The sequence below is a fragment of the Mycobacterium cajalii genome, from assembly GCF_045809005.2.
In the GTDB taxonomy this organism is placed as follows: domain Bacteria; phylum Actinomycetota; class Actinomycetes; order Mycobacteriales; family Mycobacteriaceae; genus Mycobacterium.
This window is the reverse complement of record NZ_CM141436.1, coordinates 5683410-5709738: the sequence shown is the minus strand read 5'-3', so window position 1 is coordinate 5709738 and position 26329 is coordinate 5683410. Positions and strand designations below refer to the sequence as shown.

28 protein-coding genes and 1 pseudogene are annotated in these 26329 nt (G+C 70.7%); 16 read left to right on the top strand and 13 right to left on the bottom strand.

Translation table 11 applies throughout. The features are described from left to right. Window positions 1-49: 49 nt before the first annotated feature. Window positions 50-583, bottom strand: coding sequence for a hypothetical protein (locus ACJ512_RS27300; protein WP_407685739.1), 534 nt, complete (start codon window positions 581-583; stop codon window positions 50-52). A 306-nt stretch (window positions 584-889) separates the two neighbouring features. Here ACJ512_RS27300 and carD point away from each other — a divergent pair, with 306 nt between their 5' ends. The 6 genes and pseudogenes from carD (at window position 890) to ACJ512_RS27270 (ending at window position 5961) form a co-directional block, all read left to right on the top strand. Then, complete coding sequence (carD, locus tag ACJ512_RS27295; RefSeq protein WP_007166539.1) at window positions 890-1378, top strand: RNA polymerase-binding transcription factor CarD; 489 nt, start codon at window positions 890-892, stop codon at window positions 1376-1378. Window positions 1379-1391: 13 nt separating this feature from the next. After that, window positions 1392-2063, top strand: coding sequence for a 2-C-methyl-D-erythritol 4-phosphate cytidylyltransferase (gene ispD / locus ACJ512_RS27290; RefSeq protein WP_407685740.1), 672 nt, complete (start codon window positions 1392-1394; stop codon window positions 2061-2063). Next, a complete protein-coding gene (ispF, locus tag ACJ512_RS27285) occupies window positions 2060-2539 on the top strand; it encodes a 2-C-methyl-D-erythritol 2,4-cyclodiphosphate synthase (RefSeq protein WP_407685741.1) in 480 nt (159 codons plus the stop codon). Before ispD ends, ispF begins: the two co-directional genes overlap by 4 nt. Before the next feature lie 51 nt (window positions 2540-2590). After that, entirely contained in the window at window positions 2591-4000 is a 1410-nt protein-coding gene (cysS, locus tag ACJ512_RS27280; protein WP_407685742.1) for a cysteine--tRNA ligase, read from the top strand. Beyond that, window positions 4001-4965, top strand: a pseudogene (rlmB, locus tag ACJ512_RS27275) (23S rRNA (guanosine(2251)-2'-O)-methyltransferase RlmB); the annotation flags it as partial. Window positions 4966-5022: 57 nt separating this feature from the next. Next, a complete protein-coding gene (locus tag ACJ512_RS27270) occupies window positions 5023-5961 on the top strand; it encodes a glycerophosphodiester phosphodiesterase (protein WP_407685781.1) in 939 nt (312 codons plus the stop codon). Here the strand turns inward: ACJ512_RS27270 and ACJ512_RS27265 are convergent. The 6 genes from ACJ512_RS27265 to ACJ512_RS27240 are packed head-to-tail and all read right to left on the bottom strand — an operon-like array spanning window position 5958 to window position 11484. Further along, on the bottom strand, window positions 5958-7199 hold the full coding sequence (locus ACJ512_RS27265) for an SLC13 family permease (protein WP_407685743.1): 1242 nt from the start codon (window positions 7197-7199) through the stop codon (window positions 5958-5960). The two genes, ACJ512_RS27270 and ACJ512_RS27265, sit on opposite strands and share 4 nt — an antisense overlap. A gap of 13 nt (window positions 7200-7212) precedes the next feature. Beyond that, entirely contained in the window at window positions 7213-8127 is a 915-nt protein-coding gene (locus ACJ512_RS27260; protein ID WP_407685744.1) for an MBL fold metallo-hydrolase, read from the bottom strand. Continuing rightward, window positions 8127-8885, bottom strand: a complete 759-nt coding sequence (locus ACJ512_RS27255; RefSeq protein ID WP_407685745.1) for a LamB/YcsF family protein — start codon at window positions 8883-8885, stop codon at window positions 8127-8129. Before ACJ512_RS27255 ends, ACJ512_RS27260 begins: the two co-directional genes overlap by 1 nt. Before the next feature lie 9 nt (window positions 8886-8894). Then, a complete protein-coding gene (locus ACJ512_RS27250; protein WP_407685746.1) occupies window positions 8895-9758 on the bottom strand; it encodes a metal ABC transporter permease in 864 nt (287 codons plus the stop codon). After that, a complete protein-coding gene (locus tag ACJ512_RS27245; protein WP_407685747.1) occupies window positions 9755-10579 on the bottom strand; it encodes a metal ABC transporter ATP-binding protein in 825 nt (274 codons plus the stop codon). The genes ACJ512_RS27250 and ACJ512_RS27245 overlap by 4 nt, the downstream gene beginning before the upstream one ends. Continuing rightward, window positions 10576-11484, bottom strand: a complete 909-nt coding sequence (locus ACJ512_RS27240) for a metal ABC transporter solute-binding protein, Zn/Mn family (RefSeq protein ID WP_407685748.1) — start codon at window positions 11482-11484, stop codon at window positions 10576-10578. Before ACJ512_RS27240 ends, ACJ512_RS27245 begins: the two co-directional genes overlap by 4 nt. Window positions 11485-11646: 162 nt before the next feature. Between ACJ512_RS27240 and ACJ512_RS27235 the strand changes: the two genes are divergently transcribed. Continuing rightward, the gene (locus ACJ512_RS27235; protein ID WP_407685749.1) at window positions 11647-12726 is read left to right on the top strand and encodes a LacI family DNA-binding transcriptional regulator; all 1080 of its coding nucleotides are present in this window, start codon (window positions 11647-11649) and stop codon (window positions 12724-12726) included. On the opposite strand, the gene kstR is transcribed toward ACJ512_RS27235, so the two are convergent. Next, window positions 12723-13325: a cholesterol catabolism transcriptional regulator KstR gene (gene kstR / locus ACJ512_RS27230; protein WP_407685782.1), complete on the bottom strand. Its 603-nt coding sequence runs from the start codon at window positions 13323-13325 to the stop codon at window positions 12723-12725. The two genes, ACJ512_RS27235 and kstR, sit on opposite strands and share 4 nt — an antisense overlap. Before the next feature lie 324 nt (window positions 13326-13649). Here kstR and ACJ512_RS27225 point away from each other — a divergent pair, with 324 nt between their 5' ends. Further along, window positions 13650-15773, top strand: a complete 2124-nt coding sequence (locus tag ACJ512_RS27225; RefSeq protein WP_407685750.1) for an acyl-CoA dehydrogenase family protein — start codon at window positions 13650-13652, stop codon at window positions 15771-15773. Between the two features lie 94 nt (window positions 15774-15867). Then, on the top strand, window positions 15868-16689 hold the full coding sequence (locus tag ACJ512_RS27220) for a slipin family protein (protein WP_407685783.1): 822 nt from the start codon (window positions 15868-15870) through the stop codon (window positions 16687-16689). Here ACJ512_RS27220 and ACJ512_RS27215 read toward each other — a convergent pair. From ACJ512_RS27215 to ACJ512_RS27205, 3 genes are read right to left on the bottom strand one after another with little or no spacing between them, the layout of a single operon-like run. After that, window positions 16666-17508, bottom strand: a complete 843-nt coding sequence (locus ACJ512_RS27215; protein WP_407685751.1) for a class I SAM-dependent methyltransferase — start codon at window positions 17506-17508, stop codon at window positions 16666-16668. The two genes, ACJ512_RS27220 and ACJ512_RS27215, sit on opposite strands and share 24 nt — an antisense overlap. An 11-nt stretch (window positions 17509-17519) precedes the next feature. Then, on the bottom strand, window positions 17520-18047 hold the full coding sequence (locus tag ACJ512_RS27210) for a hypothetical protein (RefSeq protein WP_407685752.1): 528 nt from the start codon (window positions 18045-18047) through the stop codon (window positions 17520-17522). 48 nt (window positions 18048-18095) lie between these two features. Further along, window positions 18096-19172 (bottom strand): 2Fe-2S iron-sulfur cluster-binding protein, encoded by a 1077-nt coding sequence (locus ACJ512_RS27205; RefSeq protein WP_407685753.1) that lies wholly within the window; start codon window positions 19170-19172, stop codon window positions 18096-18098. A 156-nt stretch (window positions 19173-19328) separates the two neighbouring features. On the opposite strand from ACJ512_RS27205, the gene hsaA reads away from it, so the two are divergent. From hsaA to ACJ512_RS27170, 7 genes are all read left to right on the top strand, one after another. Beyond that, on the top strand, window positions 19329-20513 hold the full coding sequence (gene hsaA / locus ACJ512_RS27200) for a 3-hydroxy-9,10-secoandrosta-1,3,5(10)-triene-9,17-dione monooxygenase oxygenase subunit (protein WP_407685754.1): 1185 nt from the start codon (window positions 19329-19331) through the stop codon (window positions 20511-20513). 3 nt (window positions 20514-20516) lie between these two features. Further along, the gene (gene hsaD, locus ACJ512_RS27195; protein WP_407685755.1) at window positions 20517-21392 is read left to right on the top strand and encodes a 4,5:9,10-diseco-3-hydroxy-5,9,17-trioxoandrosta-1(10),2-diene-4-oate hydrolase; all 876 of its coding nucleotides are present in this window, start codon (window positions 20517-20519) and stop codon (window positions 21390-21392) included. Further along, entirely contained in the window at window positions 21389-22291 is a 903-nt protein-coding gene (hsaC, locus tag ACJ512_RS27190) for an iron-dependent extradiol dioxygenase HsaC (protein ID WP_407685756.1), read from the top strand. The genes hsaD and hsaC overlap by 4 nt, the downstream gene beginning before the upstream one ends. 13 nt (window positions 22292-22304) lie before the next feature. Then, on the top strand, window positions 22305-22868 hold the full coding sequence (gene hsaB, locus ACJ512_RS27185; RefSeq protein WP_369736720.1) for a 3-hydroxy-9,10-secoandrosta-1,3,5(10)-triene-9,17-dione monooxygenase reductase subunit: 564 nt from the start codon (window positions 22305-22307) through the stop codon (window positions 22866-22868). Between the two features lie 75 nt (window positions 22869-22943). Next, window positions 22944-23468: a CHAD domain-containing protein gene (locus ACJ512_RS27180; protein WP_407685757.1), complete on the top strand. Its 525-nt coding sequence runs from the start codon at window positions 22944-22946 to the stop codon at window positions 23466-23468. 11 nt (window positions 23469-23479) lie between these two features. Next, entirely contained in the window at window positions 23480-23857 is a 378-nt protein-coding gene (locus tag ACJ512_RS27175; RefSeq protein WP_407685758.1) for a BlaI/MecI/CopY family transcriptional regulator, read from the top strand. Beyond that, a complete protein-coding gene (locus tag ACJ512_RS27170; RefSeq protein ID WP_407685759.1) occupies window positions 23854-24789 on the top strand; it encodes a M48 family metalloprotease in 936 nt (311 codons plus the stop codon). Before ACJ512_RS27175 ends, ACJ512_RS27170 begins: the two co-directional genes overlap by 4 nt. Here ACJ512_RS27170 and ACJ512_RS27165 read toward each other — a convergent pair. Together ACJ512_RS27165 and ACJ512_RS27160 are read right to left on the bottom strand one after the other, a co-directional pair. Next, window positions 24752-25663: a cytochrome c biogenesis CcdA family protein gene (locus ACJ512_RS27165; RefSeq protein ID WP_407685760.1), complete on the bottom strand. Its 912-nt coding sequence runs from the start codon at window positions 25661-25663 to the stop codon at window positions 24752-24754. The genes ACJ512_RS27170 and ACJ512_RS27165 overlap by 38 nt on opposite strands. Beyond that, window positions 25660-26208 (bottom strand): protein disulfide oxidoreductase, encoded by a 549-nt coding sequence (locus ACJ512_RS27160; protein WP_407685761.1) that lies wholly within the window; start codon window positions 26206-26208, stop codon window positions 25660-25662. The genes ACJ512_RS27165 and ACJ512_RS27160 overlap by 4 nt, the downstream gene beginning before the upstream one ends. Window positions 26209-26329: the final 121 nt, after the last annotated feature.

Sequence of the window (26329 nt, the reverse complement as noted above, 5' to 3'; positions counted from 1 at the left end):
TATCGGGCCGGTCCGACAAGCCCGGCGTGACAGGCCGGGAACGCCCGGGTCAGACCTCCGGAGAGGTCACCGGGGCCGAGATCGGCACGAGCACGCTGGCCTGCCCGGCCTTCTCGAAATTGAAGGTGAAGTGGTAGTTGAGGCCATTGGTGATCGGCTTGGCCAAGGTGATGGTCGCCCTGGCCGCGGTGTCGGAGTCGATCGGGCCCGGCGCGACGTACTTACCCTCCGGCTCGCCGATGAACAACATTCCGCCGGCGGGGATGCGGGTGTCACCGGACACGGTCACCGTGCCGATCTCGCTGGTGATGCCCACGAGGTTGTCGGTGGTGTCCGGGGACTCGTTGACGGCCACCAGCGCCAGCTCCACCGTGCGGCCCGGCCGCAGGAAGTCGCCGCGTTGAACGGCTTGGATGCGGATGTTGCGCAGCGCCACGTTCTGGATCGTCACCTTGTTCCCGTTGATGGCCGGATCCTGCAGCGCCGTCTGCGAAACCTGGCCGGCTCCGCAGCCGCTGAGCAGGGCGGCCAGGCCCAGAACGGCGATGACGGCAAGGGGGAGGCGGATCTTGGAACGGTTCACTCGGTGCCTCCTGGCGGGCCGGTTCGACTTGGCAACGATGCGCATTCGCCTTTGCAACTATGCAGAGTAGTAGGGACCCGCCGACCGCGGTAGCGCGGGGCGCAGGATAGGCGGCGTGACCTGGGTAACGGGCCTCCGGTAAACTACCCAAAGGGCAAAACGAGGAGATGGGTGTGTGTCCTATTGCACGTCTTGCTCCGCCTGTCAACCCCTAACCTACGCGTGTTGTGCCTCTGACCTGCACTGTTGCTTCGCGCGTGTTGGGCCGCCGTGTTAGGATGAAGTAACGAAAGGGGCTCGAATCAGATGATCTTCAAGGTCGGCGACACCGTTGTCTACCCCCACCACGGTGCTGCGTTAGTCGAGGCGATCGAAACCCGGACCATCAAAGGGGAACAAAAAGAATATCTCGTCTTGAAAGTGGCGCAGGGCGACCTGACAGTTCGAGTTCCCGCGGATAACGCCGAGTACGTCGGCGTCCGCGACGTCGTCGGACAGGAAGGCCTCGACAAGGTCTTCCAGGTGCTGCGGGCCCCCCACACCGAGGAGCCGACCAACTGGTCCCGCCGGTACAAGGCCAACCTCGAGAAGCTCGCCTCCGGCGACGTCAACAAGGTCGCCGAGGTGGTGCGCGACCTGTGGCGGCGCGACCAGGAGCGCGGTCTGTCCGCCGGCGAGAAGCGCATGCTTGCCAAGGCCCGCCAGATTCTGGTCGGCGAACTGGCGTTGGCGGAGAGCACCGACGACGCCAAGGCGGAGACCATCCTCGACGAGGTTCTTGCTGCCGCTTCCTGAAGGCCGTGAGGCTGTGGTGGTCGCGGTCGTCCCGGCGGCGGGCTCCGGCCAACGGTTGGCCGCCGGTATTCCCAAGGCATTCTGTGAGGTCGACGGGCGCACCCTGCTCGAACGCGCCGTGGCCGGGCTGCTGGAGTCCGGGGTCGACCGCGTGATCGCGGCCGTTCCCGCCGATCGTGTCGACCAGGCCCGGCAGTCGCTGGCCGGGCAAGCCACCGTCGTGGCCGGCGGAGCCGACCGCTACGAGTCGGTGCGCCTGGCGCTGTCGGCCCTCGACGAGTCGGATCGCCCGGACTACGTGCTGGTGCACGACGCCGCCCGCGCGCTCACACCGCCCACGCTGATCGTGCGCGTGGTCGAGGCCCTGCGCGCCGGCCATCCCGCGGTCGTACCGGCGCTGCCCTTGCACGACACCATCAAGGCCGTGGACGCCAACGGGGTCGTGCTGGGCACCCCGGAGCGGGCCGGGCTGCGAGCCGTGCAGACGCCGCAGGGATTCGCCACCGACCTGCTGTTGCGCGCCTACCGGGCCGTTCGGGGTACCGGGGCTGCCGGGTTCACCGACGATGCGTCGCTCGTCGAGCACGTCGGCGGCCAGGTGCAGGTCGTCGACGGCGACCCGTTGGCGTTCAAGATCACCACCCAGCTCGATCTGTTGCTGGCCGAGGCGATCGTGCGCCGATGATCCAGCTGCCCCGCATCGGTTTGGCAACCGACGTCCACCCGATCGAGCCCGGGCGGCCCTGCTGGCTGGTCGGGCTGTTGTTCCCGGACGCCGACGGCTGCGCCGGCCATTCCGACGGCGACGTGGGGGCGCACGCGCTGTGCGACGCGGTGTTGTCGGCCGCGGGGCTGGGCGACATCGGCGCCGTGTTCGGGATCGACGATCCGCGCTGGACGGACGTCAGCGGCGCCGCCATGCTGTCGCACGTCGCCGAGCTGACCTCGCGGCACGGGTACCGGGTCGGGAACGCGGCCGTGCAGGTGATCGGCAACCGGCCGAAGATCGGCCCGCGCCGCGCCGAGGCGCAGCAGGTGCTGTCGGGGCTGCTGTGGGCGCCGGTGTCGGTGTCGGCGACGACCACCGACGGGCTGGGCCTGACCGGGCGCGGTGAGGGCCTGGCCGCCATCGCGACCGCGCTGGTCGTGCCCGTCGCGTAGCGACCCGTTGCGGGCGGGGCGCCTGATAACCGGCAGGTAAGCTGGCACGTCGTGACCGATCGCGCCCCCATGCGGCTCCACGACACGGCGGCAGGCGCCGTGCGTGACTTCGTCCCGTTGCGCGCGGGCCACGTCTCGATCTACCTGTGCGGCGCCACCGTCCAGGGCCAGCCGCACATCGGGCACGTGCGCAGCGGGGTGGCCTTCGACATCCTGCGCCGCTGGCTGATCGCCCGCGGCTACGATGTGGCGTTCATCCGCAACGTGACCGACATCGACGACAAGATCCTCAACAAGGCGGCCGCGGCGGGCCGGCCGTGGTGGGAATGGGCGGCCACCTACGAGCGCGCGTTCACCGCGGCCTACGACGCGCTGGACGTCCTGCCGCCGTCCGCGGAGCCCCGGGCGACCGGGCACATCACCCAGATGGTCGAGCTGATGCAGCGCCTGATCGAGACGGGGCACGCCTACGCCGCCTGCGGGGACGTCTATTTCGACGTGCTCAGCTACCCCGAGTACGGGCAGCTGTCCGGGCACCGGATCGACGACGTCCACCAGGGCGAGGGCGCGGCCACCGGCAAGCGGGACCCGCGCGACTTCACCCTCTGGAAGGGTGCCAAGCCGGGCGAGCCGTCGTGGCCCACGCCCTGGGGGCGCGGCCGCCCGGGCTGGCACCTGGAATGCTCGGCGATGGCGCATACCTACCTCGGTGCGGAATTCGACATCCATTGCGGTGGAATGGATCTGGTCTTTCCCCACCACGAGAACGAGATCGCGCAGAGCCGCGCGGCCGGCGACGGGTTCGCCCGGTACTGGCTGCACAACGGCTGGGTGACGATGGGCGGGGAGAAGATGAGCAAGTCGCTGGGCAACGTGTTGTCGATACCGGCGATGCTGGCGCGGGTGCGCCCGGAAGAACTGCGCTACTACCTGGGCAGCGCGCACTACCGGTCGATGCTGGAGTTCTCCGAGACCGCCCTGCAGGACGCGGTCAAGGCCTATGTCGGGGTCGAGGAGTTCCTGCACCGCGTCCGCACCCGGGTCGGTGCCGTCGCGCCGGGTGCATGGACCCCGCGGTTCGCCGAGGCCCTCGACGACGACCTGGCGGTTCCCGCCGCCCTGGCCGAAATCCATCACGCCCGCGCGGAGGGCAACCGGGCGCTCGACGCCGGCGATCACGAGGGCGCATTGCAGCAGGCCGGCGCGATCCGCGCGATGATGGGCATCCTGGGCTGCGACCCGCTCGACGAACGCTGGGAGACCCGCGACGAGACGTCGGCTGCCTTGTCCGCCGTCGACGTGCTGGTGCGCGCCGAGCTCGCAAGCCGCGACAAGGCCCGTCAGGAGCGCAACTGGGCGCTGGCCGACGAGATCCGCGACCGGCTCAACGAGGCCGGCGTCGAGGTCACCGACACCGCGGACGGGCCGCAGTGGTCGCTACGCGGCGACGGGAGCAGGTAAATGGCCGGCAACTCGCGGCGCCGCGGCGCGGTACGCAAATTCGGAACCAAGAAGGGCCCGACCGTCGGGTCGGGCGGTCAGCGCCGCCGCGCCCTGGAGGGGCGCGGGCCCACCCCGCCGGCGCACCTGCGGCCCAATCATCCCGCGGCCAAGCGCGCCCAGCAGCAGGCCCAGCAGCGGCGTCCGGTCAAGCGGACCGACGAAGCGGAAACGGTGCTCGGCCGCAACCCGGTGCTGGAGTGCCTGCGCGCCGGCGTGCCGGCGACCGCGCTCTACGTCGCCCTGGGCGTCGAACCCGACGAGCGGCTGACCGAATCCGTCTCCCGGGCCGCCGATTCGGGCATCGCGATCCTCGAGGTGCCGCGCTCGGACCTGGACCGCATGACCGCCAACCATCTGCACCAGGGCATCGCGTTGCAGGTGCCGCCCTACGACTACGCCCATCCCGACGACCTGCTCGCCGACGCTCTCGGCTCGCCGCCGGCGCTGCTGGTCGCGCTGGACAACATCTCCGATCCCCGCAACCTCGGCGCGATCGTCCGTTCGGTGGCGGCGTTCGGCGGCCACGGCGTGCTGATCCCGCAGCGGCGTTCCGCGTCGGTGACGGCGGTGGCCTGGCGCACCAGTGCCGGGGCGGCGGCCCGCATGCCGGTGGCGCGGGCCACCAATCTCACCAGGACGCTGAAGGATTGGGCCGATAAGGGCCTGCGCGTGGTCGGCCTGGACGCCGGCGGAGACACACCGATCGACGACTTGGACGGCACCGACCCGCTCGTGGTGGTCGTCGGCTCGGAAGGCAAGGGGCTGTCGAGGCTGGTGCGCCAGACCTGCGACGAGGTGGTGTCGATCCCGATGGCCGGGCGCACCGAGTCGCTGAACGCCTCTGTGGCCGCCGGGGTGGTGCTCGCCGAGATAGCCCGCCGGCGCAGGGGCTAGCCTCTTTGGCCGAGCAGACGCAGAATCGCCCAAAACGGGCAGTTTCCCGGCGATTCTGCGTCTGCTCGCGCACATGGGGTGCGCTGCTGGCGGCAGTGACGCTCCTGGCCCCAACGGCCTCCGCGCAACCGCCCGGCTTCGATCTGCAGGCGCACCGCGGCGGGCGCGGCGAGACCACCGAGGAATCGCTGCGGGCGTTCGCCAAGTCGATCGAATTAGGCGTCACCACCCTCGAATTCGACATCGTCCTCACCGAAGACGGGCAGCCGCTGGTGTGGCACGACGCGACGATCGAGCCCGAGAAGTGCTCGGACACCGCGGCCGCGTTCCCGCACGACCCCCGGTACCCCTACGTCGGCAAGCTGGTGCACGACCTGACGCTGGCGCAGATCCGCACCCTGGACTGCGGCAAGCGGCTCCCCGATTTTCCCGACGCGGAAGTTTTGCGGGGCAACAGGATAGCGGTCCTGCCGGAGGTGTTCGCGCTCGCCGATTCCTACCGCGCCGACATCCGCTACAACATCGAGACCAAGGTGGAGGCCGACCGGCCCGCGGATTCGGCCGACCCCCAGCAGTTCGTCGACGTGATACTGGCCGCGGTCCGGGCGGCGGGCAAGGCCGATCGCGTGGAGATACAGAGCTTCGACTGGCGGACGCTACCGCTGGTGCGCCGGGCCGACCCGTTGATTCCCCTGGCGGCGTTGTGGGACCACACGACGTGGGTACCGGATTCGCCGTGGTTGAACGGCGTCGACCCAGCCTTCGTCGGGGATCCTCTCGTCGGGGCGAGGCTGGTCGGTGCAGACACCGCCTCGCCGGACTACACGCTGGTGGACAAAGCCTTCGTGGACCGCGCGCACGCGTTGGGGCTCAGGGTCATTCCGTGGACCGTCGACGACGCCGCCGACATGCGCGATCAGATCGCCGACGGGGTCGACGGGCTGATCACCGACTACCCGACGCTGGCGCGCAGCGTAATGGCCGGGCTCGGTATGCCGCTGCCGCCGGCCTACCACCGGAACTAGAGGCCCAGCAGCCGCGCACTCGCCCACAGGGCGACCACGGCCGCCACCAGGCTCACCGGAACGGTGCACAGCCCGAGGCGGTTGTACTCCCCGACCCCGAATTCGACATCGTGACGGCGCAACACGCCGCGCCACAACAGGTTCGACAGCGAGCCGACGTAGGTCAGATTGGGGCCGATGTTGACCCCGAGCAGCACCGCGAGCACGGCGACCGGCCCGGCGGGCGCCACCAGCGGCAACAACACCAGCGTCGCCGGCAGGTTGTTGACGATGTTGGCCAGCACCGCGGCCACCGCGGCGATCGCCAGCAGCGCAGCGAGACCCGAACCGGACGGCAGCACATGGGACATGGCGGCATCCATCCCGTTGAGCATGACCGCGTGCACCACCACGCCGAGCCCCAGCACGAACACCAGGAACGACACGCTCGCCGAGCCCACGATCTCGACCACCGAGGTGTGCCCGCGACCGAGGCTGCGCACCGCCAGCACCGAGGCGCCGGCCAGCGCCACCCACGCCGGGGCCACGCCGACCGACTGGCCGACCGCGAACCCGGCCAGCGTCAGCCCCACCACCACCAACACGAACACCGGTGGGCGCGGTGCCGGTTCGCGTTCCTCGGGATGGGGGGTGACGCGCAGGTCCGCCGCGAAGAACCAGCGGAAGGCCGCATACACCACGGCGATGGTGACCAGCCAGGGCAACGCCATCACCAGGGCGAACCTGGTGAACGAGATGTTCGCCACGTGGAAGGCCAGCAGATTGGTCAGGTTCGACACCGGCAGCAGCAACGACGCGGCGTTGGCCAGGGAAGCGGTGGCGTAGGCATAGGGGCGCACCGGCGTGCGCAGCAGGCGCACGCTGGCCAGCACCACCGGCGTCAGCAGCACCACGGTGGCGTCCAGGCTCAGCACGGCGGTGATGGTCGAGGCGATGACGAACACCTGGCGCAGCAGCCCGTGCGACCCGACGCGCACCCGCGCGATCGCGGCCCCCGCGGCCTCGAACAGGCCCTCGTCGTCGCAGAGTTTGGCGAGCACCAGCACCGCCCCCAGGAACGCCACCACACCGGACAGGTCGGCGACCTGTCGCACCGCCTGGTGCACCGAGATCGCGCCGGCCCCGACGAGGATGGCGGCCGCCGGGACCGCCGCGAAGGCCTCCGGCCAACCCGACGGGCGCAGCACTGCGAACCCGAGGACGACAGCGAGCAGCAACAGCGAAAGAGCCAGCATCACGGTTCGATCCGTCTCACGCCCAGGGGTTCTCGCGCCGCCACACCGTGGGCAGGTGCAGCGCGACGCCGTCCCGTGTGGCCAGTTCGTCGAGGACGCGGATGGACACGTCCAGGTCGTCGCCCGCATAGGGCAGGGCGCGCAACGGCTTCGACAAGGGCCTGAAGAAGTCGTCCCAGTGGACCAGGATCACCCGGCGCGCGCCCACCGCGCGCACGGTCTGCGTCCAGTAGTCGACGAGGTAGGACCGGGGCTGCAGGCCGAGCTGGCCGACGCTGAGGTAGACCGCGTCCGCGCCCTGGCCGGCCAGCGCGCCCTCGACGAAGCCGGCGCTGCCCTGGATCAGCAGCCGCCGGCCCGACGGCAGGTGGTGCACCAGCGCCGACCACGCCTCCCCGCAGCGGTAGGCCGACGCCCGCACCGGCGGGGTGAGCGGCGCATCGATCGCCCCGGGAAACCGGTCGGGCGGGCAGTGCCGCGACCGGACCAGCGTGACGTCGTAGGCGCCCAACCGGATCGGCTCGCCGCCGACGGCGACCACCAGCCGGTCGGGGGACAGGCCGTACCCCCGCCCGACATTGGCCGCCGATCGCCCGCCGACCAGCTGCGCGCCGGTGCGGTCGGCGACCAGGGCGGAGTCCAGGACGTGGTCGATGTGGGTGTGCACGGCGATGACCGCCGCGAGCCGGGACACCTTGGCGCGGGCGAGGCAGCCGTCGACGCGCGCCGGTGCCGGGGCCACGGTGCCGGCGGCGACCCGCGCCAGGCCGGGTCGGGAGAAGTACCCGTCGGTCATCAGCGCGGACGACCCGTCGTCGACCAGCAGCGTCGACACGCCCAGCCACGTCACCGAAAGTCCCGATTCGGCGGCGGGCACGTCGAACCGGTCCGCATATCGCGCGATATCGGGCCGGCCGAGTCGCAGCCGCATCAGCAGAACGCCCTGATGTCGGAGCCGGCGGCCCTGAGCCGGTCGCGCACCGCGGCGGCGATCTGCACCGCGCCGGGCGAATCTCCGTGCACGCAAACCGATTCCACGTCGACGGCGACGCGGGCACCGTCGATCGCGGTGACGTGCCCCGAGGTCACCATGGTCACGACGCGCTCGGCGATCGCCGCCGGGTCGTCGAGCACGGCGCCGCGTTCCCGGCGGGAGACCAGGCTGCCGTCCGGGTGGTAGGCGCGGTCGGCGAAAGCCTCGGCGACCGTGCGCAGGCCGAGGCGGGCCGCCTCGTCGAAGAACGCCGAACCCGCCATGCCCAGCACCGGCAGGCCGGCGTCCACCAGGTGTACCGCCGCGGCGACGGCGGCGCCCTGCTCACGGTTCGCGACGATCGTGTTGTACAGCGCGCCATGGGGTTTGACGTAGGAGACCGTCGAACCGCACGCCTGGGCGATCGCCTGCAACGCGCCGATCTGGTAGACCACGTCGGCGAGCAGTTCCTCGGCGTCGACGTCGATGAAGCGCCTGCCGAACCCCGCGAGGTCGCGATAGCTCACCTGGGCGCCGATGCGCACCCCGCGCTCGGCGGCCGACCGGCACACCTGCAACAGGCCGGCGGGATCGCCCGCATGGAATCCACACGCCACGTTGGCGCTGGTGACGATCTCGAGCATCGCCTCGTCATCGCCGAGACGCCAGACACCGAACCCCTCGCCCAGGTCGGCGTTCAGGTCGATTCCGGCCACCTGCCCAGCTTAGGGAAGCGTCGGACGGCGGCGTCGCCCGAGTAGCCGGCACAGCAGGTAGATCACGAAGGAGATGGTCGCGACGAAGACCGAGACGGGGACGCCGGGCGCCAGCGAGAGCACGATGCCCCCGACGGCGGAGAACTCGGCGAAGGCCACCGAGACCGCGATCGCGGCGGCCGGCGAGGCGACCACCCGGGCGGCCGCGGCCGCCGGCGTGATGAGCAGCGCCATCACCAGCAGCGCCCCGACGATCTGCACCGCCTGGGCGGCCACCACGCCGACCAGGGCGGCGAACACGACGCCCAGGGCGCGGACCGGCACACCTCGCGCGGCCGCCACCTCCGGGTCGACGGTGGCGAACAACAACGGGCGGTAGCACGCCGCCAGCACGGCGGCGACCAGCAGACACACCAGTGCCAGCATGGCCAGGCCGGTGTAGCCGACGCCGACGATCTGGCCGGTCAGCAACGCGAAGCTGGTGCCGGTCCGTCCGGGGTAGAGGTAGACGAACAGCACCGCCAGCCCCATCCCGAACGCCAGCACCACGCCGATCACCGAATCGCGTTCCCGGGCGCGCTGGCCGAGGATCCCGAACACCGCGGCGGCCAGAGCGCTGCCGGCCAGGGCTCCCACGCTCACGGGGGCCCCGACCAGCAGCGCGAACGCGGCGCCCGTCAGCGACAGTTCGCTGGATCCGTGCACCGCGAACGACATCTGGCGCATGACGACGAACGGTCCGATCAGGCCGGCCACCAGTCCCAGCAGGGCGGCCGCCAGCAGCGCCTGCCGGACGAAGTCGTAGTTGAGCAGGTGGGCGGTGACATCGAAGGAGAACAGGTGGCCCAGCACGTCGGGGAGGCGGTGGTTCACCGGCGGTGCCCGTCGATCGGCTCGCCCACCACCACGTAGCCACCTTTGGCCTTCACCACCTCGATGTCGGCCCGGTACAGCGCCGACAGCGTCTCGGTGGTCATCACCTGCTCGACGGTGCCGACCCCGAAGCGGCCGTCGACCAGGTACAGGACCCGGTCCACGTACGGCAGGATCGGGTTGACCTCGTGGGTGACGACGACGACGGTGGTCGCGGCGTCCCGGCGGCGGCGGTCGATCAGCGCCGCCACCAGCTTGGCGTTGGCCGGGTCCAGGGTGAGCAGCGGTTCGTCGCACAGCAGCAACGCCGGTTCGCTGACCAGCGCCTGCGCGATCCGCAGCCGTTGCAGTTCGCCGCCCGAGAGCACGCCGACGCGGGCGTCGGCCAGATGCTCGCCGTTGACCTGGCGCAGCGCGCGTCGGACCGCCGCCCGGCGACGGGCCCGCCCGGCCGACCGCAGCGGGGTGACGCCCCAGCGGCGCCCGTCGGCGCCGAGTTGCACCAGGTCGCGCCCGCGCAGCATCACGTCACGGTCGAGCGGACGATGTTGCGGCACGTATCCGATCCGGTCGCTGCCTGCGGTGACGGGCCTGCCGTCCACCAGCACCGTGCCGCCACTGAGCGGCAGCTGCCCGAGCAGCACCTTGAGCAGCGACGTCTTCCCGCTGCCGTTGGGGCCCAGCACCGCGATGAACTCGCCCGCGGACACCGACAGGTCCAGGCGGTCCCACAGCGTGCGGTCACCGAACGCCAGCCGGGCGTCGGTCATGCGGACCGCGGGCGTGGGGTGGCCGACGGCCGGGGCCGCTTGCACGCTCACGGCTGCGCCCGCCGGTTGGTGCGCAGGGCGGCGAGCAGCCGGTTGACCGTGTCACGCTGCCAGGTCAGGTAGTCGGTGTGCTCCGGCAGGGTCTCGGTGACCTCGGTGACCGGCACGCCCGCGCGCCGTGCGGCTTGTCGCAGGCCGTTGACCGCGGGCGTCGACGTCTGCGGGTTGACCAGCAGCGCCGAGACCTCGCGGTGCTCGATGAGGCCGAGGACGGATGCCATGTCGGCCGGCGCGGGATCGGTTTCGGTCTCGCCGGCCGCGGTGAACGCGGCCGGGGTGCGATCCACCAGGCCCGAGGCGGTCAGCAGGTAATGCACCACCGGTTCGGTCGCGACCACCGCGGTACCGGGATACGCGCCGGCGATGGCGTGCTCGGAGAGGGCGACGGCGTCGGCCCCGCGGCAGAAGTCGGCGGCGTTGGCGCGGTAGTCGGCGGCGTCGCGCGGGTCGATGGCCGCCAGCCGGTCGGCGAGGGTCGCGGCGACCGACTTGGCAACGTCCAAGTCGTAGAAGACGTGCTCGTCGGGGGGTTGCCGGCCCGGTGCCGGGGATGCCGCGAACGAGTAGGCGTCGACCGACGCGGCGCGCGGACGCCCGGCCAGCGCCTGGTTCACCCAGGGGTCGTAACCGCCGCCGTTGTAGACGACCAGCGCGGCGTCGGCGATCGCGGCGGCGTCCGAGGGGGTCAACCGGTACGCGTGGGGATCGGCGTCGGCGCCGCTCAGGATGGACGTGACGGCGACATGGCGGCCCGCGACCGCGCGCGCGACGCTGCCCCATACGTCGGTGGACGCGACCACCGTGTTCGCGTGCGGGTGCCCGGGAGGCGCGCAGCCGGTGAGGGCGGTGGCGCCGACGAGGGCGATCGACGAGACCGATCGCCAGCGACGCCGCACGTCGACTCCTGCCCTGTGTGTCCCGCCGGCGCTGCGCGTCCCGGGTCGTTCTTCGTGGCCCGATCGGCCGACCCGTAATACTAATGAAAATCGTTTCCATTACAAAGTGGCGGCGCGAAGCCTCCTAGGTGCCGACGGTGATCCGCTGTAGCCTCACCGAACGTGAGCCCCACCCCGCGCCGGCGCGCGACCCTGGCCTCGGTGGCGGACGAACTCAAGGTCTCGCGCACCACCGTCTCCAACGCGTTCAACCGGCCGGATCAGCTCTCCGCCGCCCTGCGCGAACGCGTGCTGGCCGCGGCGAAGCGGCTGGGCTACCCGGGACCCGACCCGGTCGCGCGATCGTTGCGCACGCGCAAGGCCGGCGCCGTCGGCCTGCTGATGGCCGAACCGCTGACGTACTTCTTCAGCGACCCGGCGGCGCGGGACCTGGTCGCGGGAGTCGCGCAGTCCTGCGAGGAGCTGGGGCAGGGCCTGCTGCTGGTGGCCGTCGGCCCCACCCGCAGCCTGCAGGACGGCACCGCCGCGGTGCTGGCCGCCAGTGTGGACGGCTTCGTGGTGTATTCGGTCTGCCACGACGATCCCTACCTGCAGGTGGTGCTGCAGCGCCGCCTGCCCGTGGTGGTGGTCGACCAGCCCAAGGGGTTGTCGGGGGTGTCCCGGGTGGGCATCGACGACCGGGCGGCGATGCGCGAGCTCGCCGAGTACGTGGTGGGGCTTGGCCACCGCGAGATCGGGTTGCTGACCATGCGGCTGAGCCGGGACCGCCGGCAGGGCCTGGTCGACACCGACCGGCTGCGCTCGCCGGACTTCGACGTGCAGCGCGAACGCATCCTCGGCGTGTGGGAGGCCATGAGCGACGCCGGTGTGGACCCGCAGTCGCTGACCGTGGTGGAAAGCTACGAACACCTGCCCGAGTCGGGCGGCGACGCCGCGCGGGTGGCGCTCGAGGCCAATCCGCGGATCACCGCGCTGATGTGCACCGCGGACGTGCTGGCCCTGTCAGCCATGGATTACCTACGGGCGCACGGCATCTACGTGCCGGGCCAGCTGAGCGTCACCGGGTTCGACGGGGTGCCCGAGGCGCTCAGCCGGGGCTTGACCACGGTGGTGCAGCCGAGCCTGCGCAAGGGGCGCCGCGCCGGTGAACTGTTGCTGCGGCCACCGCGCACGGGGCTGCCGGTCGTCGACCTGCTGGATACCGAGCTGATCCGGGGCCGGACCGTCGGTCCGCCCGGCTAAGGCGCCCGTTCGGTGTCACCGATCAGCAGTCGCACCGCCAGGTCTAGGCGCTTGCTGACGTCGGTCGCCGAAGCGCGCCGGGTGAGCCACGCCAGCAGGTTCGACAGCCACACGTCCGAGATGACCCGGGCGATGTGGTACTGGTCCTCGGTGGGTTCGCCGTCGGCCATCGCCCGGGCGAACATCGAGTCGATGAGCTTCTCGACCTGGTCGACCTCGCTGGCGGCGGACGCGTCGGCGAAGACGTAGGCGCGGGTCATCGCCTCGGTGAGCAGCGGGTTGCGCTGCATCGCCCGGTTGAGCTTGCCGACCATGAAGTTCAGCCGCTGGAACGGACTGGCCCCGGCCACCGCGGAGCGGTCGGTCTTGGCGTCGATGCGGCTGAACTCCCGGCCCAGCGCCGACACCAGCAGGTGCACCTTCGAGGGAAAGTACCGGTACAGCGTCCCCACCGCGACGTCGGCGCGGTCCGCGACCGCCCGCATCTGGACCGCCTCGTAGCCGCCCTTGGACGCGATGGCCATCGTGGCGTCGAGGATGCGCTTGCGGCGCTCCCGCTGCGCCTCCGAACCGAGCTCGGACTCGGCCAGGACCGCCACGTTCATGACCTCGCGCGGCTGCGAGTCGGACACTCGGCCCGAGTTCGTGTTGGCTGGCATCTGACGGATTGCTCCTCCCGTGGGCGGCTCGCTTGCAAACGATACGCACGCTGAGTGTGAATTTCCCACCTCCGTACCGCCGGGACAGCCATATGTGCTGCTGTAATGCAGTTTTACTTGACGGTCGATCGCTGGCACTATTAGAACACGTTCTAGTCTGATGACGATGCGGGTTGCGTAGCAACCCGCGGAGGAATCGGACAATGCGGACCGTCGGTCAACGCCGGATTCGTCACCCCGGAACACGACACGGAGGGCTCACACGTGGTAGCGACCGTCACCGACGAGCAGTTCGCGGCCCGTGAGTTGGTGCGCGACTGGGCCCGCAACGCGACCTCGGGCCCGGGCGGGACCGCGGCGATCCGCGCCGTCGAGCAGGGCAGCGCCGACGCCTGGCGGCCGGTGTTCGCGGGCCTGGCCGACCTCGGCATCTTCGGCGTGGCCGTCGCCGAGGAATGCGGGGGAGCGGGCGGCAGCATCGAGGACCTGTGCGCGATGGTCGAAGAGGCGGCCAGGGCGCTGGTGCCCGGGCCGGTCGCGACCACCGCGCTGGCCACGCTGGTGGTCACCGACCCCGAGATGCTGGCGGCCCTGGCCTGCGGTGAACGCTTCGCCGGGCTGGCCCTGGAAGGCGACGTGCGGTTCGACGCCGGCGCCGCACGGGCGTCGGGCACGCTGCCGTGGGCGCTCGGCGCCGCCGAGGGCGGCGTGGTGCTGGTGCCGGCCGATGACAGGTGGCTGCTGGTCGACACCGGCAGCGAGGGCGTGCGGATCGAGCCGCTGCGCGCCACCGACTTCTCCCGGCCGCTGGCCCGGGTGGTGCTGACGTCGGCGCCGTGCACCGCGCTCGAGGTGCCGCAGCGGCGCGTCCGGGAACTCGCCGCGACGGTGCTGTCCGCCGAGCTGGCCGGCGTGACCCGGTGGTCGCTGGATACCGCGGTCGCCTACGCCAAGGTGCGCGAGCAGTTCGGCAAGCCGATCGGCAGCTTCCAGGCCGTCAAGCACCTGTGCGCGGAGATGCTGTGCCGGGCCGAGCAGGCCGAGGTGGCCGCCGCCGACGCCGCGCGCGCCGCCGGGGACCCCGATCAGGCCCAGTTCGCGATCGCGGCGGCCCTTGCGGCGAGCGAGGGGATCGCCGCCGCGACGGCGAGCGTCAGGGACTGCATCCAGGTGCTCGGCGGCATCGGCTGCACCTGGGAGCACGACGCGCACCTCTACCTGCGCCGCGCCCACGCCATCGGGCGCTTCCTGGGCGGCGCCGAACACTGGCTGCGCCGCATCACCGAACTGACCCAGGGCGGGGTGCGTCGCCGGCTGGGGATTGACCTCACCGACGTCGAGGGACTGCGGCCGGAGATCGCCGCCGCCGTCGCCGGCGTGGCCGCGCTGCCCGAGGAGAAGCGTCAGGTGGCGTTGGCCGAGGCGGGCCTGCAGGCGCCGCACTGGCCGGCGCCGTACGGGCGCGGCGCGTCCCCGGCCGAACAGTTGCTGATCGACCAGGAGATGGCGGCCGCCGGGGTGGTCCGCCCCGACCTGGTGATCGGGTGGTGGGCGGCCCCGACCATCCTCGAGCACGGCACCCAGGCGCAGATCGAACGGTTCGTGCCCGCCACCACGCGCGGCGAAATCCTCTGGTGCCAGCTGTTCTCCGAGCCGGGCGCCGGATCCGACCTGGCCTCGCTGCGCACCAAGGCGGTCCGGGTGGACGGCGGCTGGGCGCTGACCGGGCAGAAGGTGTGGACGTCGGCGGCGCACAAGGCGCACTGGGGCGTGTGCCTGGCCCGCACCGATCCCGACGCCCCGAAGCACAAGGGCATCACCTACTTCCTGGTCGACATGAAATCGCCCGGCATCGAGATCCGGCCGTTGCGCGAGATCACCGGCGACTCGTTGTTCAACGAGGTGTTCCTGGACAACGTGTTCGTGCCCGACGAGATGGTGGTCGGCTCCGTGAACGACGGCTGGCGGCTGGCGCGCACCACGCTGGCCAACGAGCGCGTGGCCATGGCCACCGGTACCGCCCTGGGCAACCCGATGGAAGAGCTGCTCGCAGTGCTGGCCGCGCTCGACCTCGACGCGGCCCAGCAGGACCGGCTGGCGCGGCTCATCGTCCTGGCCCAGACGGGCTCGCTGCTGGACCAGCGCATCGCCCAGCTCGCCGTGGGCGGACAGGATCCCGGGGCCCAGTCCAGCGTGCGCAAGCTCATCGGGGTGCGCTACCGGCAGGCGCTGGCCGAATACATGATGGACGTGAGCGAGGGCGGCGGGCTGGTCCACAACCAGGCGGTGTTCGACTTCCTCAACACCCGCTGCCTCACCATCGCCGGCGGCACCGAGCAGATCCTGCTCACGGTCGCCGCCGAGCGGCTGCTCGGGCTGCCCCGCTGACGGCGAGGGCCTTTCGGCCATGCGGCTCGGGACTTGTGGCTGCTGACGGCCGGCGGCGGCGCTTCTAGCGTTGATGCTTGTGAGCTATGACGCCATGGTCGCCACCGCGATCGTCGTCTTCGTGGGCATGCTTTTGCTCGCCGCGTCGGTCCGGGTGGTGCAGCAGTACGAGCGGGGCGTGCACTTCCGTCTCGGCCGGGTGATCGGGGTCCGCGAACCCGGGTTGCGGTTCATCGTCCCGGTCATCGACCGGCTGTGGCGGGTCTCGATGCGCATCGTGACGATGCCGATCCAGTCCCAGGGCATCATCACCCGGGACAACGTCAGCGTCGACATCGCCGCGGTCGCCTACTTCCGCGTGATCGACGCCCGCAAGTCCGTCGTGGTCATCGAAAACGTCCGCGCCGCAATCGATCAGATCGCACAGACCACGCTGCGCAACGTCGTCGGGCAGCACTCCCTCGACGAGGTGCTCGCCCAGACGGAGAAGATCAACGGCAGCATCCGCCAGATCCTCGACACCACCACCGTCGAGTGGGGCGTGGAGGTCACCCTCGTGGAACTCAAGGACATCCAGCTGCCCGACAGCATGAAGCGCGCGATGGCTCGCGAGGCCGAGGCCGAGCGGGAGAAGCGGGCCAAAATCATTGCCGCCGAAGGAGAGGCGCGCGCCGCCGCCGCGCTCGGCGACGCCTCCGACACGATGATGCGGCATCCGCTGGCGCTGCAGCTGCGCAACCTGCAGACCCTGCTCGAACTCGGCGTGGAGAAGAACACCACCATCGTGTTCCCGGCCCCGTTGATGAGCGCGATCGGGGAACTCACCGGCTTCCTGACGCGGGAGTTGGGCGCGGCCAAGCCGGTTGCACCCGAGGGATTTCCGGGGGAGCAGCTACACGCCACCGCCGCGCGCTGACCCGAAGCGGTAGGTCAGCCCGCGGCCGAGGCGTCGTACCGGGGTAATCCGGAACAGCGCCCGGGTGATCCACCAGTACAGCGGCGAGTAGTACCGGCTGAACTCCACCGGGTCCGCGAACCACCATTCGCCGTCGAACACCAGCCCCGGCACGGCCCGTTCCAGCTCGCGCGGGTCGTCGATGCTCCAGTTTAGTTGGGCGCCGGAGGCTTTCACCGGGGGATAGCGCTGCAGGATCCATACCCCTGCCCGGCTGTAGGCGTCGAACAGCATTTCCCCCGCCGGGAAATGGTCGACGATGCGCCGCAGCATCGCCAGCCCGTCGGCGCGGCGCAGGTACGGTGTCAAACCCTCGGCGACCACCAGCACCGGCCGGTCCCCGGGGATCGTGTCGAGCAGGCCGGTGTCGGCGACCGAGACGCCGAGGGTGTGGACGTGGGCGCGCTCGCCGAACAGCCGCCGCCGCAACGCGACGATGTCGGGCAGGTCGACGTCGTACCACTCGACGGTGGGCGGTGGGTCGACGCGGTCGGCCCGGGCGTCCAGCCCGCAGCCCAGGTGCAGCACGACGCAGTCGGGGTGGTCGTCGAGGAACCGCCGCACCCGTTGGTCGTAGGCCTTGGCCCGCACCGCGACGGACTTCTCATCGCGCCGGCGCATCCGCAACCCGCCGGCGTCGACGTCGATGCGCCGCAGGGCCTCGTCGGCCTGCCGGTCGCCCAGGATGGAATCCGGCCGGCGGCTGTCCAGCGCCTTGCCGTACAGCGTGACCAGCGCGGTCTGCTGCGTGCCGGTGAGGCTGACCTGCTCCCGGTCCACGGTCTGAGGACCTAGGAGAACGTCGTCTGCGCGCAGGTGCTGGGCGAGGTGATGTTGACCCCGGGATACACGACCTGCACGTGCGTGCAGACGATCACGCTGACGTCGGTCTTCGGCCGGCCCGTCGACCAGTCCGTGGAGTCGATGCGGCCGGTCGTCTGGTACTTGTCCGGCGGTCCCTCGCCGAAGTAGATGTCGGTGATCTCGTCGGTGCCCATGGACTTCATGACCCGCTCGTTCTGGCCGTTGGCGTGCGCGTCGAGGTAGGCCATCCGGTTCGGGGACCGGATCTCGGTGGTCTGGCGGGCCCACAGTCCGGGCGGGAAGCCGGTGACGCCCTCGGGCGTGCGCATGTCCGCCCCGGCGGTGAAGTCGCAGTGCCCATCGGAGGTGAAGCAGTTGAGGAAGGTGTGCGTCTCGAGCTGATTGGGGCCGTCCAACGGGAACAGCGTGGTGGCGGTGTTGCTCGCCGCGCCGGCGAGCGGGGCGAGCGCGAGCGCGGCGCCGACGACTGCGAATCCCGCCACCAGCCGCTTCATGTGCTCCCCCTCCCGGGTTGCTGATTCCAGGTGAATCTAACTCCGCGACTACTCGTCGTAGGTGACTTCCACCGAATCGGATTCGGGGTGGGACTGACAGGCCAGGATGAGTCCCTCGTCGAGATCCTGCTGCTCGAGGACGTCGTTGACCTCCATGGTGACCTTGCCGTTGCGCAAGGTGCAGGCGCACGCGCCGCAGTGGCCCTCCCGGCAGGAGAACGGGGCGTCCAGCCCCGCGGCGAGCAGCACGTCGAGCAGCTTGGCGTTGCGCGGCCACGACACGGTGTGGGTCTGGCCGTCGAGCTCCACCACGGCGGTGGCGGGCGGCCCCGCATCGCCCGCGCCGGCGTCGTCGAGTGTGACCGCCGCAAACGGGTCGGAGTCCAGCGACTTGAACACCTCGATGTGGATTTGCCGGGCGGGCACGTGCAGCGCCTCGAGGGCCTGCCTCGCCGCGTCCATGAACGGACCGGGTCCGCAGATGAACGCCGGCCGGTCGGTGAAGGGGGCGGCCAGCCTCGCCAGCGCGGTCGCGCCGGGCAGGCCCTGCAGCGTCTCCAGCCAGTGCACGACCGTGAGCCGGTCGGGATACTTGCCGGCCAGCTCGCGCAGCGCGTCGGCGAAGATCACCGAGCCCTCGTCGCGGTTGGCGTACAGCAGCGTCACCTGCCCGCTGCCCTGGGCCAGGGCCGACTTGCAGATCGACATGATCGGCGTGATGCCGCTGCCGGCGGCCAGCAGCAGGAAGTCGTCGTCGAGCGTCTTGGGCACGAAGGTGCCCGACGGCACCAGGACATGGATCCGCATGCCCGGGTGTGCGTGGTCGCACAGCCAGTTGGACGCGTAGCCGTCCGCGGTCCGTTTCACGGTGACCGCGAGCGCGTCGTCGGTGAACGGCGAGCTGCACAGCGAGTAGCAGCGCGCCACCGAGCCGGTGCGGTCGCTGGGGACGCGCAGCGTCAGGAACTGCCCCGGCGCGTACCGCAGCCGCTCCGCGGGGATGCTCGAGCCCTCGGGCACCGCGAACACCAGCGACCGCGCATCGTCGGTCTCATCGACCACCTCGGCGATCTGCAGCTCAAGGACGTGGTCGCCGAGTGGCTCGTCGAGATTCGTCTCGACCAAGACCCATCCTCCCTCTCGTCACAACTAGAACATGTTACAGAAAAGTGGATCCGTATCGCTACCAGCCGCAGGAATACCCTGCTCGACACGAATCGGAACGTGTTCTAGTCTCTGGTGTAAGTCCACTGCGTAAGTTTGGCTCAGGAGGCACCCTAAGTGACGTCCATTCAACAGCGCGATGCGCAGTCGGTCTTGGCCGGCATCGATGATCTGCTGCCGCGGATTCGGGAGCGTGCGCAGGCAACGGAGGATCTGCGGCGGCTGCCCGCCGAGACCGTGCAGGACCTGCAGGACATCGGTTTCTTCACCCTGTTGCAGCCCGAGCAGTGGGGCGGGCTGCAGTGCGACCCCACCATGTTCTACGAGGCGGTCCGCCGACTGGCGAGCGCGTGCGGCTCCACCGGCTGGGTGAGCTCGATCATCGGTGTCCACAACTGGCACCTGGCGCTGTTCGACCAGCAGGCCCAGGAGGATGTCTGGGGCGAGGACTCCAACGTGCGGGTCTCGTCGTCGTACGCGCCGATGGGCGCCGGCGTCGTCACCGACGGCGGGTACCTGGTCAACGGTTCGTGGAACTGGTCGTCGGGTTGTGACCACGCGACGTGGGCCTTTTTGGGCGGGCCGGTGATCAAGGACGGCCGGCCGGTGGACTTCGGCAGCTTTTTGATCCCGATCAGCGACTACCGCATCGACGACGTGTGGCATGTCGTCGGGTTGCGCGGCACCGGCAGCAACACCGTGGTCGTCAAGGACGTCTTCGTGCCCCGGCACCGGTTTTTGTCCTACAAGGCGATGAACGACGGTACCGCGGGCGGATACCGGACCAACTCCGCCCCGGTGTACAAGATGCCTTGGGGCACGATGCATCCCACCACAATCTCGGCGCCGATCGTGGGGATGGCCTACGGCGCCTACGACGCGCACGTAGAGCATCAGGGCAAGCGGGTGCGCGCGGCGTTCGCCGGGGAGAAGGCCAAGGACGACCCGTTCGCCAAGGTGCGCATCGCCGAGGCGGCCAGCGACATCGACGCGGCGTGGCGCCAGCTGATCGGCAACGTGGGCGACGAGTACGCGCTGCTGGCCGCGGGCAAGGAGATCCCGTTCGAGCTGCGCGCCCGCGCTCGCCGCGACCAGGTGCGCGCCACGGGCCGCTCGATCGCCTCCATCGACCGGCTGTTCGAGGCATCCGGTGCCACCGCGCTGGCCAATGACGCTCCGATCCAACGGTTCTGGCGCGACGCGCACGCCGGGCGGGTGCACGCCGCCAACGACCCCGAGCGCGCGTACGTGATCTTCGGCAACCACGAGTTCGGGTTGCCCCCCGGCGACACCATGGTCTAGGCCATGACCGTCACGGGGGAGCTGACGTTCGAGTCCACCTCGCGGTTCGTGGAGGTGGACGTGGACGGGTTGCTGCGGTTGCACTACCACGAGGCCGGTGCCGGCCACGACCAGACCGTGGTGCTGCTGCACGGCGGCGGCCCGGGCGCGGCGAGCTGGACGAACTTCGCGCGCAACATTCCGGTGCTGGCGCGTCACTTTCACGTGCTGGCCGTCGACCAGCCCGGCTACGGCCTCTCCGACAAGCGCGCCGAGCACGAGCAGTTCAACCGCTACGCCGCACGAGCGCTCAACGGGCTGTTCGACCAGCTGGGACTCGGTCGCGTTCCGCTGGTGGGCAATTCGCTGGGCGGGGGCACGGCGGTGCGGTTCGCGCTGGACTATCCCGACCGCGCCGGCCGCCTGGTGTTGATGGGCCCCGGCGGGCTGAGTATCAACCTGTTCGCGCCCGACCCGACCGAGGGCGTCAAGCGGCTGGGCAAGTTCTCCATGGAGCCCACCCGCGAGAACCTGGAGGCGTTTCTGCGGGTGATGGTCCACGACCAGAAACTGATCACCCCCGAGCTGGTCGACGAGCGTTTCGCCCTGGCCGCCTCGCCGGAGTCGCTGACGGCGACCCGGGCGATGGGCATCTCGTTCGCCGGGGCCGACGCCGAACTCGGCATGATGTGGCGCGAGGTGTACCGGCTGCGGCAGCCCGTCCTGCTGATCTGGGGGCGCGAGGACCGCGTCAACCCGCTGGACGGCGCGCTGGTGGCGCTGAAGACGATTCCGCGTGCGCAGCTGCACGTGTTCGGGCAGTGTGGGCATTGGGCGCAGGTGGAGAAGTTCGACGAGTTCAACAAGCTGACCGTTGATTTCCTGGGAGGCGCGAAATGAGCATCCGGTCGCTGGGCTATCTGCGCATCGGCGCCACCGACATGGCGGCCTGGCGCGAGTACGGCCTCAAAGTCCTCGGCATGGTCGAGGGCAGCGGCACCACCGACGGGGCGCTGTACCTGCGCATGGACGACTTCCCGGCCCGGCTGGTGATCGTGCCCGCCGAGCAGGACCGGCTGCTGGAGGCCGGCTGGGAGTGCGCCAACGCCGAGGGGCTGCAGGAGATCCGCAACCGGCTCGACGTGGAGGGCGTGCCCTACAAGGAGGCCACGGCCGCCGAGCTGGCGGACCGACGGGTGGCCGAGATGATCCGGTTCTCCGACCCGTCCGGCAACTGCCTGGAGGTGTTCCACGGGGTGGCGCTGGAGCACCGCCGCGTGGTCAGCCCGTACGGCCACCGGTTCGTCACCGGCGAGCAGGGCCTGGGGCACGTGGTGCTGTCCACCCGCGACGACGACGAGGCGTTGCACTTCTACCGCGACGTGCTCGGCTTCACGCTGCGCGACTCGATGCGGATGCCGCCGCAGGTGGTGGGCCGGCCCGCCGACGGGGCGCCGGCCTGGCTGCGCTTCTTCGGCTGCAACCCGCGCCACCACAGCCTGGCCTTCCTGCCGTTGCCGACGCCGAGCGGCATCGTGCACCTGATGATGGAGGTCGAGAACGCCGACGACGTGGGTCTGTGCCTGGACCGGGCCCTGCGCCGCAAGGTGCCGATGTCGGCCACCCTGGGCCGTCACGTCAACGACCTGATGCTGTCGTTCTACATGAAGACGCCCGGCGGCTTCGACGTCGAGTTCGGTTGTGAGGGAAGGCAAGTCGACGACAACGACTGGATCGCCCGGGAAAGCACCGCGGTGAGCCTGTGGGGCCACGACTTCACGGTCGGGATGAGCGGCTGATCCGGGGCTGATTGTGGCGGACTCCATCGATCCACGCGCCTTCCGGCAGGTGCTGGGGCAGTTCTGCACGGGCATCACCATCATCACCACGGTGCACGACGAGGTCCCGGTCGGCTTCGCCTGCCAGTCCTTCGCCGCGCTGTCACTGGACCCGCCGCTGGTGTTGTTCTGCCCGACCAAGGTGTCGCGGTCCTGGCAGGCGATCGAGGCCAGTGGGCGGTTCTGCGTCAACGTGCTGACCGAGAAGCAACGGCACGTCTCGGCCCGGTTCGGGTCCAAAGAGCCGGACAAGTTCGCCGGGATCGACTGGCACCCTTCGGAACTCGGTTCACCGATCATCGACGGATCGCTGGCCTTCATCGACTGCACCGTGGCCTCCGTGCATGACGGCGGCGATCATTTCGTGGTGTTCGGCGCGGTCCGCTCGCTGTCGGAGGCGCCCAAGATCAAGCCGCGGCCGCTGCTGTTCTACCGCGGCGAGTACACCGGCATCGAACCCGACAAGACGACGCCGGCCCAATGGCGTGACGACCTGGAAGCGTTCCTGACCACCACCACCCAGGACACCTGGCTGTAGCCCGTAACGGGGGGGTTAACACCGGCTGGCGCTGCGATGTCTAGCGGGTGTACTCGGGGGTGACGCGACGTCGCAATGAGTGCTACCGAAGCCCCCGCCGCGGCGTCGCCGGCCACCGCGGCGCCGGCCGATTACCTGAACCAGCAGATCGACCGGATATTGGTGGGCGACATCGCCCATCACTGCTGGGCCGCCGAGATGCCGCTGGACGGCACCGTCGCCGCCGGCGCGCTGCGAAAGAAGGCCGTACCGGCCCGGCGCAAGGCCGATCGGCGGTTGGCCGAAGCCCTCGAGTCCGAGGACGACGCCATGCTGCACCGGGCGCGCAAAGCCGCCAAAGGCGCCCGCTATGCCGCCGAACTGTGCCGGCCCCTGGGCAAGCCGAAGCGTGCGAGGCGAACCATCAAGCATTACAAGCGCATCCAGAACCTGCTCGGTGAGCATCAGGACACCACGGTCGCCGAGCAAGTCCTGCGCAGGATGGGCTCCGCGGCGGGGGACGTTTCGGGGGAGAACGGCTTCACCTTCGGCATGTTGTGTGCGCGCGAGGGGCAGATCGCCCACGAGTGCCGTCGGCGGGCCCGCCGGCTGCGCAGGTAGGATTTGCGGCTGTGCGCGTTCGGCGCTTCGGCGAACTCGAGGCGGTCGTCATGGACCGCGTGTGGAAGCGCGCCGAGGTTGTCACCGTCCGCGACATTTTCGACGACCTGGCTCGCGACCGGCGGATCGCCTACACCACCGTCATGTCCACCATGGACAACCTGCACCGCAAAGGCTGGCTGCAACGGGAACGGGCAGGAAAGGCCTTTCGCTACTGGCCGACCATGACCCGCGAGGAACATTCCGCGACGATGATGCGGGACGCCTTCGCCGCCGGCGGTGACTCCGACCTGGTGCTGACACATTTCCTCGAACAGATGGACGAGGGCGAGTCGCTGCGGGTCCGCGACTTCCTGCGGCGCATCATCGACGATCGGCCCGGGTCGTGAACGCCGCCCTGTTGCTGCTCGGGTACGGGTGCGGGCTGGCCTGGCTGGGGCCGCGGCTGCTGCGCCGGGTCACCGGCATCGGCGCGCATCCTCGGCTGGCGCTGGCGTCCTGGCTGACGGCGGTGGTCGCCGCGCTGGGGGCGTGGTTCGGCGCGCTCGCCGTCCTGGGCGTCGCGGCGGCGCAAAGCATGTGGCGGCACGGGGAACTGACCCTGTGTCTGAAGGTGTTGGGCGTCAGCGGCGCACTGGGGTTGCCGCGCGCGGCCGCCTCGGCTCTCGCGGTGTGCCTGTGGGTGGCCGGTGTGGTGGTCACCGCCGTCGCCGGCTGGCGTATCGGTCGTCAGATGCGGCGGCAACGAGCGCGGAGCCGGCTGCACGCGTCGACCGCCCGGGTGGTCGGGGTCCCCGGTGACCGGCCCGGCGTCGTCGTGGTTGCGGCGCCGCAGGCGGCGGCCTACTGCGTGACCGACCGGCCGCACTCCGTCGTCGTCGTCACCACCGCGGCGCTCGGCAGGCTCGACGAGGTGCAGCTGGCCGCCGTGCTGGCCCACGAGAACGCCCACCTGGCCGGGCGCCACCACGACGTCCTGATGGTGCTGCGCGCGATCGCCGCGAGCCTGCCGCGGTGGGCGTTGTTCCCCGCGGCCGCCGAAGCCGCTGCCGGCCTGCTCGAGATGTGCGCCGACGACAGCGCGGTGCGGCTACACGGGAAGATGCCGGTGTTGCGGGGCCTGCTGGCTCTCAGCGGTGACTCACCGGCACTGGCCTCGGCGGCGTTGGGCGCTTCGGGCACCGCGACGCTGGCCCGCGTCGCGCGTCTGGCGATTCCTGTCTCCCGCCGCACGCGGTGGCGGGAGCGCGTGACGCTCTGTGCGGCAATATGTCTCGCTTCGATCACCCCGGCGGTGGTGGCGCTGGCCTGTCAGCTGTGACCACCTCGGCGCCGGTGCCCGGCCGGCCGGTGCGCCACCGGGCCACGGCATGCCAGCCCACGCCGACGGCGACGAGCGCCGCACCCGCGGTTAGCAGCAACCACGGGCTCAGGCCGTTGACCCAGTCCGCCAGGCGGCTCTGCACGTCGCCGGCGGCCCCGACCACCGGGTCGTCGGCGCCGGCATCGGTGAAATACAACCGGATTTCGTAGTAGCCGTAGTAGGCCACGTACAGGCCGGTGAGCAGCACGACCACGCCGGCGATCCGGCCGACGAAGGGCAGCACGCGCCGAAACGCCGCGGTGGCCGACGAACCGGCCAGCGCGACGGCCAGCGCCGCGACCCCCACCATGATGGTCATGCCGGCGGCATAGGCGAGGAAGGCCAGCACGCCGGAGAGCACCGAGCCCTGTTTGAACGTCATGCTGATCACCGCGAGAAACGGTGCGATCGTGCACGACAGCGAGGCGATCGCGTAGCCCACGCCGTAGCCGTACATCGATCCCAGCCGTCCCGTCGGCGTGCCCCCGAAGCGCTTGGGAAGCACGACAGCGATGTCCTTGCCGGCCACCAGCCAGATTCCCACGCCGACGAGCAGCAGCCCGATCACCACGGTGGCGAACGGCAGATACCTTTGTGCCGAGGCGATCACGGGTGAGATCACCAGGCCGAAGGTGCCGAACACGGTCAGGAAGCCCAGCGACATGCCGGCGGTGGCCCCGGCGGCGCGGAGCAGGGCCGCCGGGCGTGAGATGTCGTGGCTGCCGGCGATCACCAACCCCAGGTAGCCGGGGAGGAAGGCGAAGCCGCAGGGGTTGAGCGCGGCCACCAGCCCGGCGCCCAGCGCGAAGCTCAGCGCGGCGGTGTCGATCACCGGTTGACCAATCCGCCGATCCGCTCGGTCAATTGGGATTCGGTGAGCCGGCCCTTGACGACGTCGACGCTGCCGTCGGCGCTGACGAACGCCCACGCGGGTTGGCGCGTGATGCCGAATTTGGCCCACACCGTCCCGTCGGTGTCGGCCAACTGGGTGAGCCCGCCGAGGTGGTATTTGTCGACAAAGGACTGCATCGACGACACCTGGTCGCGCGCCGCCACCCCGACGAACGTCACGCGCGGGTTGGCCGCCGCGACCTTGGCCAGGACCGGGGCCTCCTGCTGGCACGTCGGGCACCACGGCGCCCAGAACCACAGCACCGCCGGCTTCCCCGCCAGGCTTTCTCCGGAAAAGGATTGTCCGGTCAGCGTTTTGGCGGAGAACTGCAGCTGCGCCGGCACCCCGGTAGCCTGGCCGGCGGCAGCGTGCGGGGACGAAGCGGGCGCGTTCGGCGCTCCAGAAGGCTTCGCGGGGGAGCCGCATGCCGCGATGAGCGCCGCGACGGCGAGGGCGACGAGCGGGGCGGCCGAAAGGCGTGCCATCAAGGAGTCCTTCCCATCCGATCCATGTACTACCTACGTACGTAGATAGTACGTGCTGCGCGTGGATTGAGGCTTCCCGCGCCGGGTACTGCCCTTACAGCCCTAGGGGCTATACGGACCC